Source organism: Salinibacterium sp. M195 (genome assembly GCF_019443965.1).
In the GTDB taxonomy this organism is placed as follows: Bacteria; Actinomycetota; Actinomycetes; order Actinomycetales; family Microbacteriaceae; genus Rhodoglobus.
On sequence record NZ_CP040814.1, the window covers coordinates 289,934 to 304,942 of the forward strand.

A 15,009-nucleotide genomic window follows, 5' to 3' on the forward strand; every position below is an offset into this window, starting at 1 on the left:
CGGCCGCTGCCACAACCTGCCCCGGGAACACTAGTGCTCGCGCTGTTAGCAGTCTTCGCGCTCGTAGCACTCGTGGTTCCGGCGCTGACCCGAGCACTCGGCGTGCGGGTTTTCCCCGTGATCGCGCTTGTTCCCGCGGCAGCGTTTGTCTATACCGTGACTCTGACGCCGCAGGTGATGGCGGGAGCAGCCCCGGCGGAAACCGTCATGTGGATCTCCCAGTTGCAGCTCGAGCTGAGTGTGCGCGTCGATACTTTGTCGTGGTTGCTCTCCCTGATCGTTACCGGTGTCGGCGCGTTGGTGATCCTCTACTGCGCCAAATACTTCACCAACTCTGAAGAAGGCCTCGGCCGATTCGCTTCGGTGCTGCTGGCATTCACCGGGGTGATGTACGGGCTCGTGATCGCCGACAACGTCTACCTTTTGTTTATTTTTTGGGAAGCAACGAGTGTCTTCTCGTATCTCCTCATCGGCCACTACATCGGACGGACCGCTAGTCGCGGTGCGGCAATGCAAGCGCTCATGGTGACAACCGCCGGCGGACTCGTCATGCTTGTCGGGCTGGTAATGCTGGCAGAACATTCGGCTACCGCAAGCCTGACCGAGATCATCTCTCGCGAACCTCACGGAGCGATTGTCACCGTCGCGATCATGTTGATCCTCGTCGGGGCTCTCACCAAGTCAGCAATCGTGCCGTTCCATTTCTGGCTGCCCGCAGCGATGGCGGCCCCGACCCCCGTGAGCGCTTACTTGCACGCCGCCGCGATGGTTCAGGCCGGGATCTACCTCGTCGCCCGGCTCGCACCCGGTTTTGCTGACACCCCTGGCTGGCGCCCCCTGTTACTGGGGCTCGGGCTCCTCACCATGCTGGTTGGCGGATGGCGCGCGCTCAAGCAGTTCGACCTGAAGCTGCTCCTCGCCTACGGCACCGTGAGCCAACTCGGTTTCCTGCTCGTCGTCGTCAGCTACGGCACCCGCAATGCTGCCATCGCCGGGGTCGCGCTGCTCCTCACGCACGCACTCTTCAAAGCAGCTCTGTTCCTTATCGTCGGCATCACCGACCACCGAGCGGGAACCCGCGACCTGCGCAAGCTCAGCGGTCTCGGCCGAGAAGCACCGTTCTTAGCGGGCTTCGCGGTACTGGCAACAGCATCCATGGCCGGAATTCCGTTCACGGCTGGCTTTGTTGCTAAAGAAGCCGTGCTCAGTGCGTTTTTCGAGGATGCGGCATCCGGTTCCGTCGCCGGTTGGGTGGCCCTGATCGGAGTGGCAGTGGGGTCAACCCTCACGGTGGCCTACAGCGCCCGATTCTTGTGGGGTGCCTTCGCCCGTAAGAAGGGTGTCGAAAAAGTTCGCCCGGTGCACGAGAGCGTGCAGTTTCTTTTCTCGCCCGGCCTTCTTGCCATCACCGGCATAGTGCTCGCGCCCCTGTTCGGCGCGCTCGGCACAGTGCTGGCGGGATATTCGACCCTGTTTCCACCGCTCCACTCCGACTACGCCCTCGCCCTCTGGCACGGCTTCGATCCTGCGTTCTTCGTGTCGACGCTTACCGTGCTCGGAGGACTTGCTCTCTTCTTTGCTCGAGCCCCCGTGTTCGCCGGCCAGTCTCGAGTCCCGGCGCTCATCGATTCCAGCCGCCTGTACCGCCAGTCCATGAGAGCTCTCGACCGTGTGGCTGGCCGCGTCACCGCCACGACACAGCGTGGGTCGCTCCCGTTCTACCTCTCCGTGATCCTGCTTGTCATGGTCGGAGCGGTTGGGACAACCCTCGTCCTGAACAGGACGTGGCCGACAAGCCTCTTGCTTTTTGACGGCCCAACGCAGCTCGCCATTGGGGCCATCATGGTCGTCGCGGCGCTCTCTCTCGGCGGAGCCAAGAAACGATTCTCCGCCGCGTTGCTGGTCGGCGTTACCGGTTATGGACTAGCCGCCCTCTTCGCTTTCCACGGAGCGCCAGACCTTGCCCTCACGCAGGTGCTTGTCGAAACGGTCACCCTCATCGCCTTCGTTCTGGTTCTGAGGCGGCTCCCCGCCAGGCTGGGCAAGGAACACGGCAGCGTCCACCGCGGGGTGCGCGCGCTCATCGGCGCCGCCGTTGGACTACTCATGGGCGTCGTCGCTGTCGTCGCCCTCGGAGCAAGAACTGCCTCCCCCATTTCGGAAGCCCTGCCCAAGCTTGCCCACGAAATCGGTCACGGAAACAACGTCGTCAACGTCGTACTCGTCGACATCCGCGGTTGGGACACTCTCGGAGAGCTCGCCGTGATCGTTGCTGCTGCCACCGGCGTCGCGAGCTTGGTCTTTCTTCGGAGTCGAACCGATAACCTCCCGCGCGATTCTGAACGCCCGCGCAAGCAGAGCCTCACCTCGCGCTTCACCCCATCACCCGAGCTCATCGCTCCGGAATATGTTCCGGGCGTACAAGATCCCTCGACCCGCAACTCGTGGCTGCTTGCCGGCCGACGGCTGGCCCCCGAGAATCGTTCCATTCTTCTCGAAGTTGTCATCAGGCTCCTTTTTCACGCCATCGTCGTACTTTCTCTCTACCTGCTCTTTGCCGGGCACAACCTGCCGGGCGGAGGCTTTGCGGGCGGACTCGTCGCCGGACTCGCCCTGGCCGGGCGCTACCTTGCTGGCGGACGCTACGAGCTCGCTGCCGCGGCTCCCTTCGATGCCGGACGCGTCTTGGGGTTCGGCCTCCTGCTTGCCGCCGGCACCGCCACCGCCCCGCTCCTCTTCGGCGCGCAGGCGCTCACGTCCACATTTTTCGAGGCCACGATTCCGGTGCTCGGGCACCTCGAGTTCACGACATCAACGATCTTCGATATCGGCGTTTACCTCGTGGTGGTCGGCATGGTTCTCGACGTGCTGCGTAGCCTCGGTGCCGAAATCGACCGCCAGCAAGAGGATGCCTCAGACGTTCTAGAAAGTGGGAGCACCATATGAGCGCCTCCCTCACCCTCGTCGTTGTCATGGCAGTGCTCTACGCCGTGGGAGTATTCATGCTGCTCGAGCGCAGCATGACCCGCGTGCTGCTCGGGTTCCTTCTTGTGGGCAACGCCACCAATCTGCTGATCCTGATTGTGTCTGGTCGCCCAGGGGTTGCCCCCTACTTTGGCGACGAAGGCACCTTCGCCGACCCGCTACCGCAGGCCTTTATCCTGACCTCGATTGTCATCACCTTTGGAGTATCCGCGTTTCTGATGGCACTGATTTATCGTTCGTGGCGTCTGGCTCACGCGGATGTTGTTCACGACGACTCCGAAGATATTGAGGTGGGACGTCGCACAGCAGCGATGGCGATCGAACGTGCTGTTGCTAGCGACGATACCGAGTTCGGAACTCGGGCCGCCGCCGCTGTCGCCGATGCGCTTGACCTTGCCGAGCAAGAGCGCAAAGAAGACGAGGAAAGCATCAACGAACAACTCAGGATGCAAGCTCTGCACGCTGAGACCGACGCCGCCGAGCGCGACGCAACGGAGGAGGGCAAATGAGTTTCCTAATTCCCCTCGTCGTTTTGCTGCCGCTGCTCGGTGCCGCCCTCGCCTTGACACAAGCCAAGCGCCCGCAGGTTCAGGTCTTGATCGCCGTTACCGTGCTCAGCGCCGTTCTCATCCTGGGCATCGCTCTGTTGGTGCACGTTGACGCCAACGGAACGATGGCAGTCGAGCTTGGCGGCTGGGAGGCGCCGTTCGGTATCGTGCTCGTCGTCGACAGACTGGCCGTGTTGCTCCTCGTGGTCTCAGCGGCCGTTTTGCTGGCGGTGCTGGTGTTCTCTGTTGGTCAAGGGCTCGCTGACGGCGACAAAGAGACCCCGGTGTCGATTTATTACCCGACCTATCTGATTCTGGCGGCCGGAGTCTTCAACGCCTTTATCGCCGGCGATCTTTTCAATCTGTATGTGAGTTTTGAAATTCTGCTCGTGGCCAGCTTCGTGCTCATCACGGTCGGAGGCACGGAACTTCGAATTCGAGCCGGAACCGTCTACATCGTCGTGAGTTTGGTGTCGTCGGTGCTCTTTCTGGCCGCGATCGCCATGATCTACGGCGCAACCGGCACCGTAAACATCGCCCAACTTTCCGTGCGTCTCGCAGAATTGCCGTCTGACACCCAGCTGATACTGCACGTCATGCTCCTCGTCGCGTTCGGCATCAAAGCGGCCGTGTTCCCGTTGTCGTTCTGGCTTCCCGATTCTTACCCCATGGCACCAGCCCCAGTGACAGCAGTATTTGCCGGGTTGCTCACCAAAATCGGCGTGTACGCCATCATGCGAACTGAGATGACAATTTTCGCTGGTGACGATCTCAACATCGCAATCTTGGTAGTCGCCGCCCTCACCATGATCGTGGGAATTCTCGGCGCGGTTGCACAATCTGACATCAAGCGACTGCTGTCGTTCACCCTGGTGAGTCACATCGGTTACATGCTGTTCGGAATCGGTATCGGCACCGCCGCCGGCCTCAGCGCGGCGATTTACTACATCGTGCACCACATCACGGTGCAAACGACACTCTTTCTCGCGACCGGACTTGTCGAACGTCAAGGCGGCACGACGGGCATCAACCGGCTCGGCGGCATGTTAAAAGCGAGTCCGCTCGTCGGTATTCTCTTTTTCATCCCGTTGCTGAACCTCGGCGGGATCCCCCCGTTCTCGGGATTCCTCGGAAAACTAGCTCTGTTCGAAGCCGGAGCGCAAGAAGGCTCCGTGCTGGCCTGGGTTCTCATCGGCAGCGGAGCGCTCGTCTCCCTGCTCACCCTCTATGCCCTCATCCGAGCGTGGAGTTTGACGTTCTGGCGTCACACCGATGAGGTCGCCGGTTACGAAAACGCGCTCCCCGCTAACGACATGATGGGTGAGTCCACCGAGGTGAAGACGGCTCGCAGCATCCCGCGCATCATGGTTGGCGCGACCGTGGCGATGGTTGCGCTGAGTGTGACGCTCACCGTGCTTGCTGCCCCGTTGTTCGATCTCAGCACCCGCGCCGGCGACAACATCACGGGGCCTGGCTACTACGTCACCACGGTGTTCCCGGGAGGATCCGAATGACGCACCAGCAGCAGGATCACGCGACCAGCGCCCACGAAGACACGCCTCGTCAGGCAACCCGACGCGAGGTTCGCGGAAACCTGTGGACCCAGCTTCCCTTGCTCCTGGGGCTCGTTCTGCTCTGGACCGTTCTGTGGGGGCAAGCGACCTGGGTCAGTGTCATTACCGGATTCATTGTGGCGATTACGGTCACGCGAGTGTTCTACCTTCCCCCGGCAGAACTGTCGGGTCGACTCAACGTCTGGTATCTGCTCGTCTTTCTCGCGCATTTCTTTCTCGACGTCGCAATCGCCTCCTTCACCGTCGCATTTCAAGCACTCAACCCCCGCCCCATCCCCGCGTCCTCCGTGATCGGAATCTCGTTGCGCACGAGCTCGGATCTCATCATGACGTTGGATGCGATTGCGATGTCGCTGGTGCCGGGCTCGCTCGTCGTCGAAGCAGACCGCGAGCGCGGCATCCTGTATTTGCACACTTTTGCTACCCAAACCCCGGAAGACATTGAGGGCATGCGCAGAAAGGTGTTGATCGTCGAAGCACGCATCGTTCGAGCCATCGGGTCGAAAGCAGACCTTGCACGCATCCACGAGAGCGAGGCCACATCGTGAGCGACTGGGTTTTCATCGTTGTCGGCCTGACGCTGACAGCGGCCGCCGCTATGGCACTGTTCCGCATCATCCGCGGGCCATCAATCTTGGACCGGATGATCGCCTCAGACATGCTTCTGACCACCATGATCTGCGCGCTGGGCGCTGAAATGATCTACAACTCCCACACCAGGAGTCTTGCCGCGATGTTTGTGCTCGCGGGCACCGCATTCCTCGGTTCGGTTGTCGTAGCGCGCTACGTCTCGAGGAACGGACGGTTATGAGCTTCGATCTGATCGCCGACGTTCTCACCGGCATCTTTCTGCTCCTCGGAGCGTTCCTCTCGCTCGCGGCGGGCGTTGGTCTGATCCGTTTTCCGGATGCCATTGCGCGGATGCACGCGACCACCAAGCCACAAATTCTTGGCCTCACGTTCATCCTCGCCGGAATTGCCCTTGAGGAACGTCGGCTTTCGACCATTGTGGTGCTGATCGCACTCCTGGCGTTCCAAATGATGACGGCACCCATCTCCGCTCACATGATCGGACGAGCAGGGTACCGAAACGATGTCATCGCTCCAGGCTCGCTGCTCGTGGATGAGCTCAAGCAGTCAATCGACCAGGTGCAGCAGGAACTGGGCAGGGCCGACAACGAGGCTGAGAACGAGCGCGACTCCTCGCACTAACGGCGTTGGCTGAACGCCTCTGATTTGGCGGTGGGACCGGAGACAAGGATGGTGTCGTCGGCAGCGATCACCGTTGTCTGGTCGGTGTAAGTCCAGGTTCCACCATGAGGGCGCACTGCGGTGATCGTCACGCCAGCCGTCGAGCGAACCTGTGACTCGCCAAGACTCTTGCCCACGATGCTCGCCGGCGGAGCCATCTTCACGAGCGAGAAACCGTCGCCGATTTCTAGATAGTCCTGCATCGAACCGCGCACCAAATGGGCAACACGGCGCCCCATTTCTTTCTCCGGGTACACGACGTGACGCACCCCAAGCTGCTCGAGGATAGTGCCATGGGGTTCGCTGACCGCTTTTGCCCACACGTGTTCCACATTGAACCGCAACAGCAGCGACGTGGTCAGGATGCTCGCCTGAATGTCACTGCCAATCGCCACCACCACGCGGTCGAACTCGGGCACGGCCAACTGCTGCAGCACCTCTTCGCGCGTGGAGTCCGCGGCAACAACGTGGGTGAGCTGGCCGTTGAGTTCTTGCACGATCGACTCATCGAGGTCGATGCCCAGTACTTCGGTGCCATTGGCCATCAGCTCCAGCGCTAGAGCGCGACCGAAACGACCCAACCCGATCACCGCCACCGAGTCTGCGGCGGCCACACTCGACACATCCGAACCAGAGAACATGCGCAATTTAGCCAATGATCGGCCTTTCTTTGGGAAGTTCATACAGGACAGCACGCTCGCGGAGAGCAAGCGCTGTAGCGAAACCAATCGGGCCGAGGCGGCCCACAAACATGAGCACAGCGAGAATCAGCTGGGCGGCAACGGGGAGCTCTGGCGTGATTCCTTCTGAGAGCCCCACGGTGCCGAATGCCGATACCGTCTCGAAGAGAACCGCACCGAGAGGCAGCCCAGACAACAGCATGATGATGATCGTGGATGACGCAACAACTCCCACCGACAGCAAGACAACCGCAATCGCTTGGCGGTGCACCGCGCGCGACAGTCGCTTGCCGAAGACGTTCACGACCCCGTCGCCACGCACCTCCGCGAGGAGAATGAAGAACAACACCGCGAAGGTCGTGACCTTGATGCCCCCGGCAGTGCCGGCCGGGCCGCCGCCGATGAACATGAGGGCGGTCATCCCGAACTGAGTAGCCTCGCTCATAGCGCCAATGTCGATGCTGTTGAAGCCGGCAGTGCGCGTCTGAACTGACTGGAAGAAGCCCGCGAGAAGCTTGGCCTGCCAGTCGAGCGGGCCGAGCGTAGCGGGATTGTTCCACTCGATGAGGGTGATGTACGCCGCGCCAGCGACGAGCAGCAGCGGGGTCGCCGCGATGACGATGCGGGTGTTCATGCTCCACTTGAGTCGGTTGCCGCCGTAGCGCAAAAGCTGCACGATCACGGGGAACCCGAGACCGCCGAGGATGATTTCGGCGCACAAAGTGAGCGAGACAACCGGGTCGTCGACGAACGACATCATGTTGTCGCTGAAGAGCGCGAAACCAGCATTGTTGAAGGACGAAACCGCGTGGAAGAGTGCGAACCACGCGGCCTCCCCCACGCTGTAGCCGTAACGCAGCAAGAACCAGAAGAAGAGGATGATCGCACCAGTACCCTCGATGACGAGGGAGATTTTGAGCACGCCCAGCACCAGTGAGCGCACATCGCCGAATCCAACATTCTTGGTTTCGGCGGCGGCGGTAATCCGCGAGCGCAGTGACAGCCTCCGCACGACCGCAATACCGATGATCGACGCAAAGGTCATGACGCCGAAGCCACCCACCTGGATGAGCACCATGATCACGACCTGGCCAAAGCCCGTCCAATACGTGGAGGTGTCGACGATCACATGACCGGTCACACACATTGCCGAGACAGCGGTGAAGAACGCCTCAACGAGAGTGGCGCCACCGGGACCGGTCCGCGAAATCGGCAAGGCCAGCAGGACTGTTCCCGCGGCGATTCCGATCAAAAACCCGAGAAGGGTGAGTTGTGCTGGATGAACCAGCTTTCGCTTACTACCCGTCCCGCGAAGGATGTTGTGCACCGGGATACAGTACGCCTGTTTTGGGCCAAACGTAGCGTCTATTTTCTACGGTGGTTCACCCCGCGACTTAGGCGCTAATGGGCTCCAGCACGAACACAGGAATCTCGCGCTCCGTCTTAGCCTGATAGTCCGCATAATCGGGGTAAGCGGCAACGGCACGCTCCCACCAGAGAGCCTTCTCGTCACCGGTCACTTCACGAGCCATGAAGTCACCCTTGACACCGACATCGTGCAGTTCAACGTGCGGCTGAGCCACCATGTTGTAGTACCAGACTGGATGCTTCGGCGCCCCACCAAGCGAGGCAACAACGGCATAGTTGCCATCGTGTTCTACCCGCATGAGCGCAGTCTTGCGAAGCTTGCCAGATTTGGCGCCAACCGTAGTCAGAACGATCACGGGCATCCCGCGCATGAGATTGCCCTCATGGCCATTGCTGGCTTCAAAAATGTCGGCCTGGTTGCGGGCCCACTCTGAGGTGCTGGGTTCGTATTCTCCTGTTAACGGCATAGCTCCACGTTACCGCGCCCTCTCCGCACGTTTGCCGTAGAGGGGCGCAAGGAGCGCAAGGAGGCGCAGACTGCCGCAGAGATAGGTAGTTATTACTCACTCGCACGCGCCCAGTCTGGGTCTTTACTGGGTGCATGATCACTTCACAACGCGCGCTGACCAGCGCCATCTCCGTTGCCCTCGCGGCAGGTCTCACCGTTTCCCTCTCCGGGTGCTTTGGCAACCCGCTCGAGCGCATCACCGATGGGCTCATCGAGGGCACCGTCGAGAACGTTATCGAAGGCACCACGGGCGTCGATGTCGATGTTGACGGCGACGGCAGTGGTGGTTCGCTTCCCGACTCATGGCCGGCCGAAATTCCCGTTCCCGAGGGAAGCATCCTGTTCTCGCTCGCCGCCGCGGGCACCTACAGCGCCACGCTCACCGTCGACAGCGAAGACGCCGCCAAAGCGGGCTATGAGCAGTTCGTGTCGAACGGCTACGAAGTTGTCTCCGAAATTTCGCTCGGCGACCAGGGTTACGCCTACGGACTCAGGAGCCCAGAGTGGACAGTGCAGTACTCCTGGGGTTCTGACGACGAAGGCACCGCAACTGTCAACATCACAGCGAGTCCCACCGAAGAGTAATAGCGCCCGCGGCCAAGAGGCCACCCAGCGCTACAAATCGGCGAGAACCTCTTCGAGTTCCACTCGCCCTTTGACGCCCAACTTGCGGTAAATGCGAGCCAAGTGGTTATCTACGGTTCGTACAGACAGCCCGAGCTGCTGGCCGATTTCCCGACTACGTTGTCGGCCAGCGGCAGCCCGGGCAATGGTCCACTCCCGCTCCGTGAGCTCATCCGGGGAAGCCTCACCCGGCACCCGATCCATGTCGGCGGCAAGACGGCGAGCGAGCAGCGTGACTTTGCGCTCCAACTCGCGGCGGTCAGCCTTGGCCGCGACGCGCGCACCCTCGCGAAGGCCATCGACTGCGAGCGCGGCTACTCCCGCGGTGGCGAGCGCCGGGGCGAGTTCACACAGGCGAGCGACATCCGCTTCGGCTACTGTCTCGGCCCAGTCGCGAATGCGGGAAACCAGCGGCGACGGCGAGAGTCGCGTCAGCAGCTCCAGTTGTTCGCGCGCGGCGTTCGGATGCCCGAGCCGAATAGCGACGGTAAGAGTGAGGGCACTCAGCAGAAAGTGACCGAGGACGATCCCTTCGGCTACGGCAGCGACAATGACAGCAGCGGCGTCGGCTGTGCGCCCCTCCGCCGCAAGGAGCCAAGCCTCACATTCGGCGCGCTGCAAGATGACTTTGGCGTCGCCAGCATGCTCGGGAGAAATCTCGGAGAGCAGTTCGCGCGCCGTCTCAGGTTCGCCTAGCTGGGCATCGACGGTCGCATGCAGGGCAACGGCCGTGCCGAGAAGTCCCGTGAAGTCCCGCCACTTCAGTTGCTCAACAGCGAGCGTCGCGAGAGCCCGGGCATCGCAGAGCCGCCCGTCGTGCAGCCTCACTATGGCAAGTGCGTACGACCACACCCCGGCAGAGTCTGCGAAGCGATCGAGGCGGCGCTTCGCTGCGAAATCGCGAGCAGGTCCGATCTCTGCTGACGCAACAAGCGCCAAGAATTCGGATAAATCGAGGAGCGATCCGGCAAACGGGGCTTCAAAACGGAAGGCATCGGCAAGGGGGCGCGTCTGGGCGATCGCCGCAAAAGCATCGGCAGGGTTGCCCGCCATCGTCGCGATCATCGCCGCCGTGAGACCCGCGTTCACCGCACCGAGTCCGCCATCCGCCGACACAGGGTCAGCGACCTCGGTGAGGGCGCTGGCATCTCCGGTCATGAGTTGCCACTTGGCAAGTTCCGGTCGCAGCACGACCTGGCCGCGAGCATCCATTCTCGCCAGTTCGCACGTCACCCGATCGACCGCGTCGGCGGGGCGGGAGAGACGATAGACCATGTGCTGACCCCAGCGGGCTAAGGCAATGGCACGGTCGTTATCATCGCTCGCCAGCGCAATCGCCGATTCGAACACCACGGAAGATCGCTCCGATTCAGCCAGAGCCGAGAGGGCACTGGCAAGCACTAGCTCTGGCGCGAACCGGCGTTCGTTGGGCTGGGCTCGTTCTGCGAGCGAAGCAGCAATGGCGTGGTCGCCGGCCGCGTGTGCGTAGCTGGCTGCCCAATCCAGATCATTGTCGCTAAGAACAGCGTCTGTCGTGGTGAGGAGAACGGTCGCGGTGAATCGCAGTTGCTGGTCGCCCGTCGGCAGCAGTCGACCCACGATTTCTTTCACCAGCTCTGTGCGCTCGGCCTGCGCGAGATCGATCGTGAGCGCTTCAGCGAATAGCGGGTGGGCAAGCCGCACAAGCGGTCTGGCCTCGGTTCCTGCATCTTCGGTGATGCCCTCACTCGTGAGGAAGCTCAGCGCGTCTGCCTCTTCGGCAGTAATAGCCGTCCGCGGAATTGGTTGCGCGATCGCGATCAACTGAGCGAGTCGTCGATCGACGGGCGCCAACTGGTGAATTCGATCGGCAATCGTCGCGCGCATATGCCTCGGCAATGTTGCCACTGACACTTCGAAACCAAAATCACCGCTGCGGATGCCACCCGCTCGCCCTGCCGCAAAGATCAGTTCGCGCAGCATCAGCGGGTTACCGCGGCTTGCCTCAAACATGTCGCGAAGACTCTCGGGGCGCAGGGTGCCGCCTAAATACTGTTGGAGGATCGACTGGCTGTGCTCGAGGCTCAACCCTTCCAGGTCGACAATGTCGATGAGATTCTCGTGCAGCAATCGTGCGATGGGGCCGTCGACGTCATGGGAGTCACGGGCGGTGAGCAGCGCTGTGACTCCGAACACGCGTACCAGTTGGTAGAGCACGCTCGCTGAGACGGTGTCGAGGAGCGGGGCGTCATCGATGATGAGCACGAACTTGTGAGGGTTTTCGCCCACGACTCCGACGAGAGCTTGCACGCGATCACTCACGCTCTCGAGGTCGTGCCTGCCCGCGCTGGCGAGCACCGGAGCGAGGGCCCCAAGCGGAACATCCACCAGCTCGGCAAGACCGATGACCGGCACCACGGTGCGTCCGTCGGCGCGCAAGATTTGGGCGATGTGGGCGCCCAATGTTGTCTTGCCGACGCCACTGGGGCCGCGCAACATGACCGAACGCGGGCGGGGGCCGCGGAGGGCCGCAAGCACAGCATCCCGCTCGCTTTCGCGGGGCACAACGGGCCAGCGCGCCATAATGTGCCCCCTTTGCATCGACCGATGATGTGGCCGCCAGCCTACTGGCCGGGTGTTGCGGACTAAATAACGATTGTGTGAGGCATGCTGGATGAGCCGCTGCCTACCGTCCCATTCAGGAGACCTGCACCATGATCACAATCGCCCTTCCCGATCAGCACATTTACGACAGACTGGCGCCTCAACTGCCCGACGTGAACGTCATCGTGTGGGGGCCAGCTGACGGCGCACCGCCCGTGCACATCAACCTAGTGCTGGCAGGTTATCTGGGAGCCTCCGGTGGTCTCGGCGCGTTCGCCGGGATGGATGTCGCTGCCATCCAGTCTCAGTCGCTCGGGTTCGACGGTGTCGAAAGCCGCCTGCCGGCCGGCATCACCTACTGCAACGCTGTCGGAGTGCACGAAGCCTCCACCGCCGAACTTGCTGTCGGCATGATCATCGCCGAACAACGCGGCTTTCCTGAACACTTCGCGAACCAACAGTCGGGAACCTGGAATCAGCGCGAGCAACCCGGAGTTGCCGGCAAAACTGTCGTGATTCTCGGAGCCGGCGGCGTCGGAAATCAGATCGCCGACAAGCTCGCCCCGTTTGACGCCAACGTCGTGCGTGTTGCCCGCAGCAACCGCAGTGACGCCCGCGGTGCCATCCAGTCAATGGATGCCCTGCCTGCGCTGCTCGCAAAAGCTGACATTGTCGCTATCGCGGTGCCTCTCAGCGACGCGACCACTGGGCTCGTTGATGCCGCGTTCCTCGCATCAATGAAGCCAGGCGCGCTGCTCGTGAATGTCTCTCGCGGCAAGATCGTCGACACCGACGCCCTCGTGGCTGCGGCATCCGCCGGTCATGTTCGGGCAGCGCTCGACGTCACCGAGCCCGAGCCGCTTCCGAGCGATCACTCGCTGTGGTCGACGCCCGGCGTCACCATCACGCCGCACATCGGTGGCGCGACCGCGGCGATGCACGCACGAGTGGATGCGCTCATGCGCGATCAAGCGCGGCGCCTAGTCTCGGGTGAACAGCTGGCCCACGTGATCGTTGACGGGCGCTAGGGAGCAATGCACGGCTCCCTCCCCCACCCTCAGGGCGACGGAGGGAGTTCTAGCACAGGAGTTTCCTAGCCCAGGAGTTTCCTAGCCCTCGTCGAGCATCGGGTACGTGAGCCCGATCTGGCGGCGAATTTCGTCGAGGGTGTGCATGATCTCAATGCTCTCGCTCGGCGACAGAATGTCGTTAGCCAGTTCTCCCGCGGCGACGAGGCGTTCGAGTTCTGCGGCCTGAAACTGCATGCCGCGACCCGTGGTGGTGCCGTCGAATTCTTCGACAATGTTCCCCTGGCCATCGAAGTGTGTATAGGTTGTGGGCGCGTACCAGGTCTCGGCGATTTCGATCCGGCCTTCGGTTCCGACGATCACGGCGCGAGTGGGGCCCCGTAGGTCGAGGGTGCTCTGGATCACCGCTTGCGCTTCAGTGCCGTAGCTGAAAATCATCGACAGTTGTCGGTCTACGTTCGTTTCGGTCTTGGTGGCGACTGCCACAACGCTTGTGGGCGCGCCCAGAATGTCGTGCGCAAACGACACCGGGTAGATGCCGAGGTCGAGCAGCGCCCCGCCGCCGAGGAGCGGGTTGTTGATGCGGTGCAGCGGATCCGTCGAGATGCTCTGGTTGTGGTCGGCCATCACGCTGCGGATCGTGCCGAGCGCGCCCTCGGCGATGAGCTGACGAATACGCACCATGTGGGGCAGGTAGCGCGTCCACATGGCTTCCAGCACAACAAGATTGAGTTCGGATGCCCGCGAAACGACGTTCTCAGCCTGTGCAGCGTTCATCGTGAAGACTTTCTCGACGAGAACGTGCTTGCCCGCGTTGAGCGCCAGCAACGCGTGTTCTTCGTGGAAGGGGTGCGGAGTGGCGACATAGATGGCGTCAACATTGGGGTCGGCGACGAGATCTTCATAGCTTCCATGGGCGGTCGGGATGCCGTACTCGGCGGCGAACTTGGTTGCCGATTCCTGGGTGCGGGATCCCACTGCGGCGATGGTGAAGCCGTGCTCGATAAGGTCACTGGTTTGCAGGGTTGCTATCCAGCCGGTGCCCAAGATTCCCCATGCCAACTTCTTCGTCATGCCATCTCCTTTGTTGTGCATAAAAACATATGCGGTCAATATAACAGGCCGCTATTTCTCTTTGTCTAACAGTCTGCTAAATTGTCTAACAATCCAAAGAGAATAGAAGGGGCGAGCGATGATCGACAACGCAGCAGCACTCCCCGAAACTGTTGCGCAGAGACTTCGCGCAGACATCATTTCGCAGAAAGATGCTCCCGGCTCGGCAATCACTGAGTCTGCCGTCGCCTTCCGCTTCGGCGTAGCGCGACCAACCGCTCGCATCGCCATCGACAAGCTCGTCGCCGACGGCATCCTGCGCCGCGAAGTGCACCGGGCAGCTCGCGTTCCCCAGCTCAGTTACGACGACGTGCTCGACTTGTTCAACACGCGTTCGATTGTCGAAGCATCCGCGATGGCTGCCCTCGCCACAGCGGGCGCGATTCCGGCTGAAGCGCTCGCCGCCCATCGTGCCCTGGCCACGACAAGCGACTTTGCGCACCACGACATCCAATTTCACCGAGCGCTCGTCGCCGGTCAACCCAGCTCCCGCCTCACCCGCCTGCACGAACTGCTGCTGGGTGAAGTCGAGCTGTGCATTGGGCAGGTTCAATCCGCCCAACTCATTACCGCCCACGAGGTGGCCAAACAACACCAGGGCATCCTCGATGCGATCACCGCCGGAGATGCCGCGAGCGCCGAGCGTCTCACCCGCAACCACATCTTGGGGGCGCGCGATCGCCTCCTCCTCCACCTCGACACCGACACCGACACCGACACCGATCTCGACACCGACAGCTAAGGCAC

The 15,009-nt window shown here is 61.8% G+C and carries 14 protein-coding genes; 9 read left to right on the forward strand and 5 right to left on the reverse strand.

The annotated features are described in order from the left end of the window. Nucleotides 1-33: 33 nt before the first annotated feature. From FFT87_RS01410 to mnhG, 6 genes are read left to right on the forward strand one after another with little or no spacing between them, the layout of a single operon-like run. Nucleotides 34-2,946 (forward strand): Na+/H+ antiporter subunit A, encoded by a 2,913-nt coding sequence (locus tag FFT87_RS01410; RefSeq protein WP_219949607.1) that lies wholly within the window; start codon nucleotides 34-36, stop codon nucleotides 2,944-2,946. After that, entirely contained in the window at nucleotides 2,943-3,494 is a 552-nt protein-coding gene (locus FFT87_RS01415) for a Na(+)/H(+) antiporter subunit C (protein ID WP_219949608.1), read from the forward strand. Before FFT87_RS01410 ends, FFT87_RS01415 begins: the two co-directional genes overlap by 4 nt. Beyond that, entirely contained in the window at nucleotides 3,491-5,047 is a 1,557-nt protein-coding gene (locus FFT87_RS01420) for a Na+/H+ antiporter subunit D (protein ID WP_219949609.1), read from the forward strand. The genes FFT87_RS01415 and FFT87_RS01420 overlap by 4 nt, the downstream gene beginning before the upstream one ends. Next, nucleotides 5,044-5,655, forward strand: coding sequence for a Na+/H+ antiporter subunit E (locus FFT87_RS01425; protein WP_219949610.1), 612 nt, complete (start codon nucleotides 5,044-5,046; stop codon nucleotides 5,653-5,655). Before FFT87_RS01420 ends, FFT87_RS01425 begins: the two co-directional genes overlap by 4 nt. Nucleotides 5,656-5,705: 50 nt before the next feature. Beyond that, the gene (locus FFT87_RS01430) at nucleotides 5,706-5,918 is read left to right on the forward strand and encodes a monovalent cation/H+ antiporter complex subunit F (protein ID WP_255560110.1); all 213 of its coding nucleotides are present in this window, start codon (nucleotides 5,706-5,708) and stop codon (nucleotides 5,916-5,918) included. Continuing rightward, nucleotides 5,915-6,319 (forward strand): monovalent cation/H(+) antiporter subunit G, encoded by a 405-nt coding sequence (gene mnhG, locus FFT87_RS01435; RefSeq protein WP_219949612.1) that lies wholly within the window; start codon nucleotides 5,915-5,917, stop codon nucleotides 6,317-6,319. The genes FFT87_RS01430 and mnhG overlap by 4 nt, the downstream gene beginning before the upstream one ends. Here mnhG and FFT87_RS01440 read toward each other — a convergent pair. The 3 genes from FFT87_RS01440 to FFT87_RS01450 form a co-directional block, all read right to left on the reverse strand. Then, entirely contained in the window at nucleotides 6,316-7,014 is a 699-nt protein-coding gene (locus FFT87_RS01440; RefSeq protein WP_255560001.1) for a TrkA family potassium uptake protein, read from the reverse strand. The genes mnhG and FFT87_RS01440 overlap by 4 nt on opposite strands. After that, nucleotides 7,007-8,365: a TrkH family potassium uptake protein gene (locus FFT87_RS01445; RefSeq protein WP_219949613.1), complete on the reverse strand. Its 1,359-nt coding sequence runs from the start codon at nucleotides 8,363-8,365 to the stop codon at nucleotides 7,007-7,009. The genes FFT87_RS01440 and FFT87_RS01445 overlap by 8 nt, the downstream gene beginning before the upstream one ends. A 67-nt stretch (nucleotides 8,366-8,432) precedes the next feature. After that, entirely contained in the window at nucleotides 8,433-8,873 is a 441-nt protein-coding gene (locus FFT87_RS01450; RefSeq protein ID WP_219949614.1) for a nitroreductase family deazaflavin-dependent oxidoreductase, read from the reverse strand. Between the two features lie 134 nt (nucleotides 8,874-9,007). Here FFT87_RS01450 and FFT87_RS01455 point away from each other — a divergent pair, with 134 nt between their 5' ends. Continuing rightward, nucleotides 9,008-9,499 (forward strand): hypothetical protein, encoded by a 492-nt coding sequence (locus tag FFT87_RS01455; RefSeq protein ID WP_219949615.1) that lies wholly within the window; start codon nucleotides 9,008-9,010, stop codon nucleotides 9,497-9,499. A gap of 30 nt (nucleotides 9,500-9,529) precedes the next feature. Here the strand turns inward: FFT87_RS01455 and FFT87_RS01460 are convergent, their stop codons facing one another. After that, nucleotides 9,530-12,100 carry a LuxR C-terminal-related transcriptional regulator gene (locus FFT87_RS01460; protein WP_219949616.1) on the reverse strand — a complete coding sequence of 857 codons (2,571 nt, stop codon included), beginning with the start codon at nucleotides 12,098-12,100 and terminating at the stop codon, nucleotides 9,530-9,532. A 131-nt stretch (nucleotides 12,101-12,231) separates the two neighbouring features. Here FFT87_RS01460 and FFT87_RS01465 point away from each other — a divergent pair, with 131 nt between their 5' ends. Further along, the gene (locus FFT87_RS01465; RefSeq protein WP_219949617.1) at nucleotides 12,232-13,149 is read left to right on the forward strand and encodes a 2-hydroxyacid dehydrogenase; all 918 of its coding nucleotides are present in this window, start codon (nucleotides 12,232-12,234) and stop codon (nucleotides 13,147-13,149) included. Nucleotides 13,150-13,230: 81 nt separating this feature from the next. Here the strand turns inward: FFT87_RS01465 and FFT87_RS01470 are convergent, their stop codons facing one another. Next, on the reverse strand, nucleotides 13,231-14,223 hold the full coding sequence (locus FFT87_RS01470; RefSeq protein ID WP_219949618.1) for a Gfo/Idh/MocA family protein: 993 nt from the start codon (nucleotides 14,221-14,223) through the stop codon (nucleotides 13,231-13,233). A gap of 118 nt (nucleotides 14,224-14,341) precedes the next feature. Between FFT87_RS01470 and FFT87_RS01475 the strand changes: the two genes are divergently transcribed. Next, the gene (locus FFT87_RS01475; RefSeq protein WP_219949619.1) at nucleotides 14,342-15,004 is read left to right on the forward strand and encodes a GntR family transcriptional regulator; all 663 of its coding nucleotides are present in this window, start codon (nucleotides 14,342-14,344) and stop codon (nucleotides 15,002-15,004) included. Nucleotides 15,005-15,009: the final 5 nt, after the last annotated feature.

What these genes read in the sequence shown, in the direction of transcription:
- FFT87_RS01415 (WP_219949608.1), top strand. Translation starts at nt 2,943, where the DNA reads ATGAGCGCCTCCCTCACCCTCGTCGTTGTCATGGCAGTGCTCTACGCC.
- FFT87_RS01420 (WP_219949609.1), top strand. Translation starts at nt 3,491, where the DNA reads ATGAGTTTCCTAATTCCCCTCGTCGTTTTGCTGCCGCTGCTCGGTGCC.
- FFT87_RS01425 (WP_219949610.1), top strand. Translation starts at nt 5,044, where the DNA reads ATGACGCACCAGCAGCAGGATCACGCGACCAGCGCCCACGAAGACACG.
- FFT87_RS01430 (WP_255560110.1), top strand. Translation starts at nt 5,706, where the DNA reads ATGGCACTGTTCCGCATCATCCGCGGGCCATCAATCTTGGACCGGATG.
- mnhG (WP_219949612.1), top strand. Translation starts at nt 5,915, where the DNA reads ATGAGCTTCGATCTGATCGCCGACGTTCTCACCGGCATCTTTCTGCTC.
- FFT87_RS01450 (WP_219949614.1), bottom strand. Translation starts at nt 8,873, where the DNA reads ATGCCGTTAACAGGAGAATACGAACCCAGCACCTCAGAGTGGGCCCGC.
- FFT87_RS01455 (WP_219949615.1), top strand. Translation starts at nt 9,008, where the DNA reads ATGATCACTTCACAACGCGCGCTGACCAGCGCCATCTCCGTTGCCCTC.
- FFT87_RS01460 (WP_219949616.1), bottom strand. Translation starts at nt 12,100, where the DNA reads ATGGCGCGCTGGCCCGTTGTGCCCCGCGAAAGCGAGCGGGATGCTGTG.
- FFT87_RS01465 (WP_219949617.1), top strand. Translation starts at nt 12,232, where the DNA reads ATGATCACAATCGCCCTTCCCGATCAGCACATTTACGACAGACTGGCG.
- FFT87_RS01470 (WP_219949618.1), bottom strand. Translation starts at nt 14,223, where the DNA reads ATGACGAAGAAGTTGGCATGGGGAATCTTGGGCACCGGCTGGATAGCA.
- FFT87_RS01475 (WP_219949619.1), top strand. Translation starts at nt 14,342, where the DNA reads ATGATCGACAACGCAGCAGCACTCCCCGAAACTGTTGCGCAGAGACTT.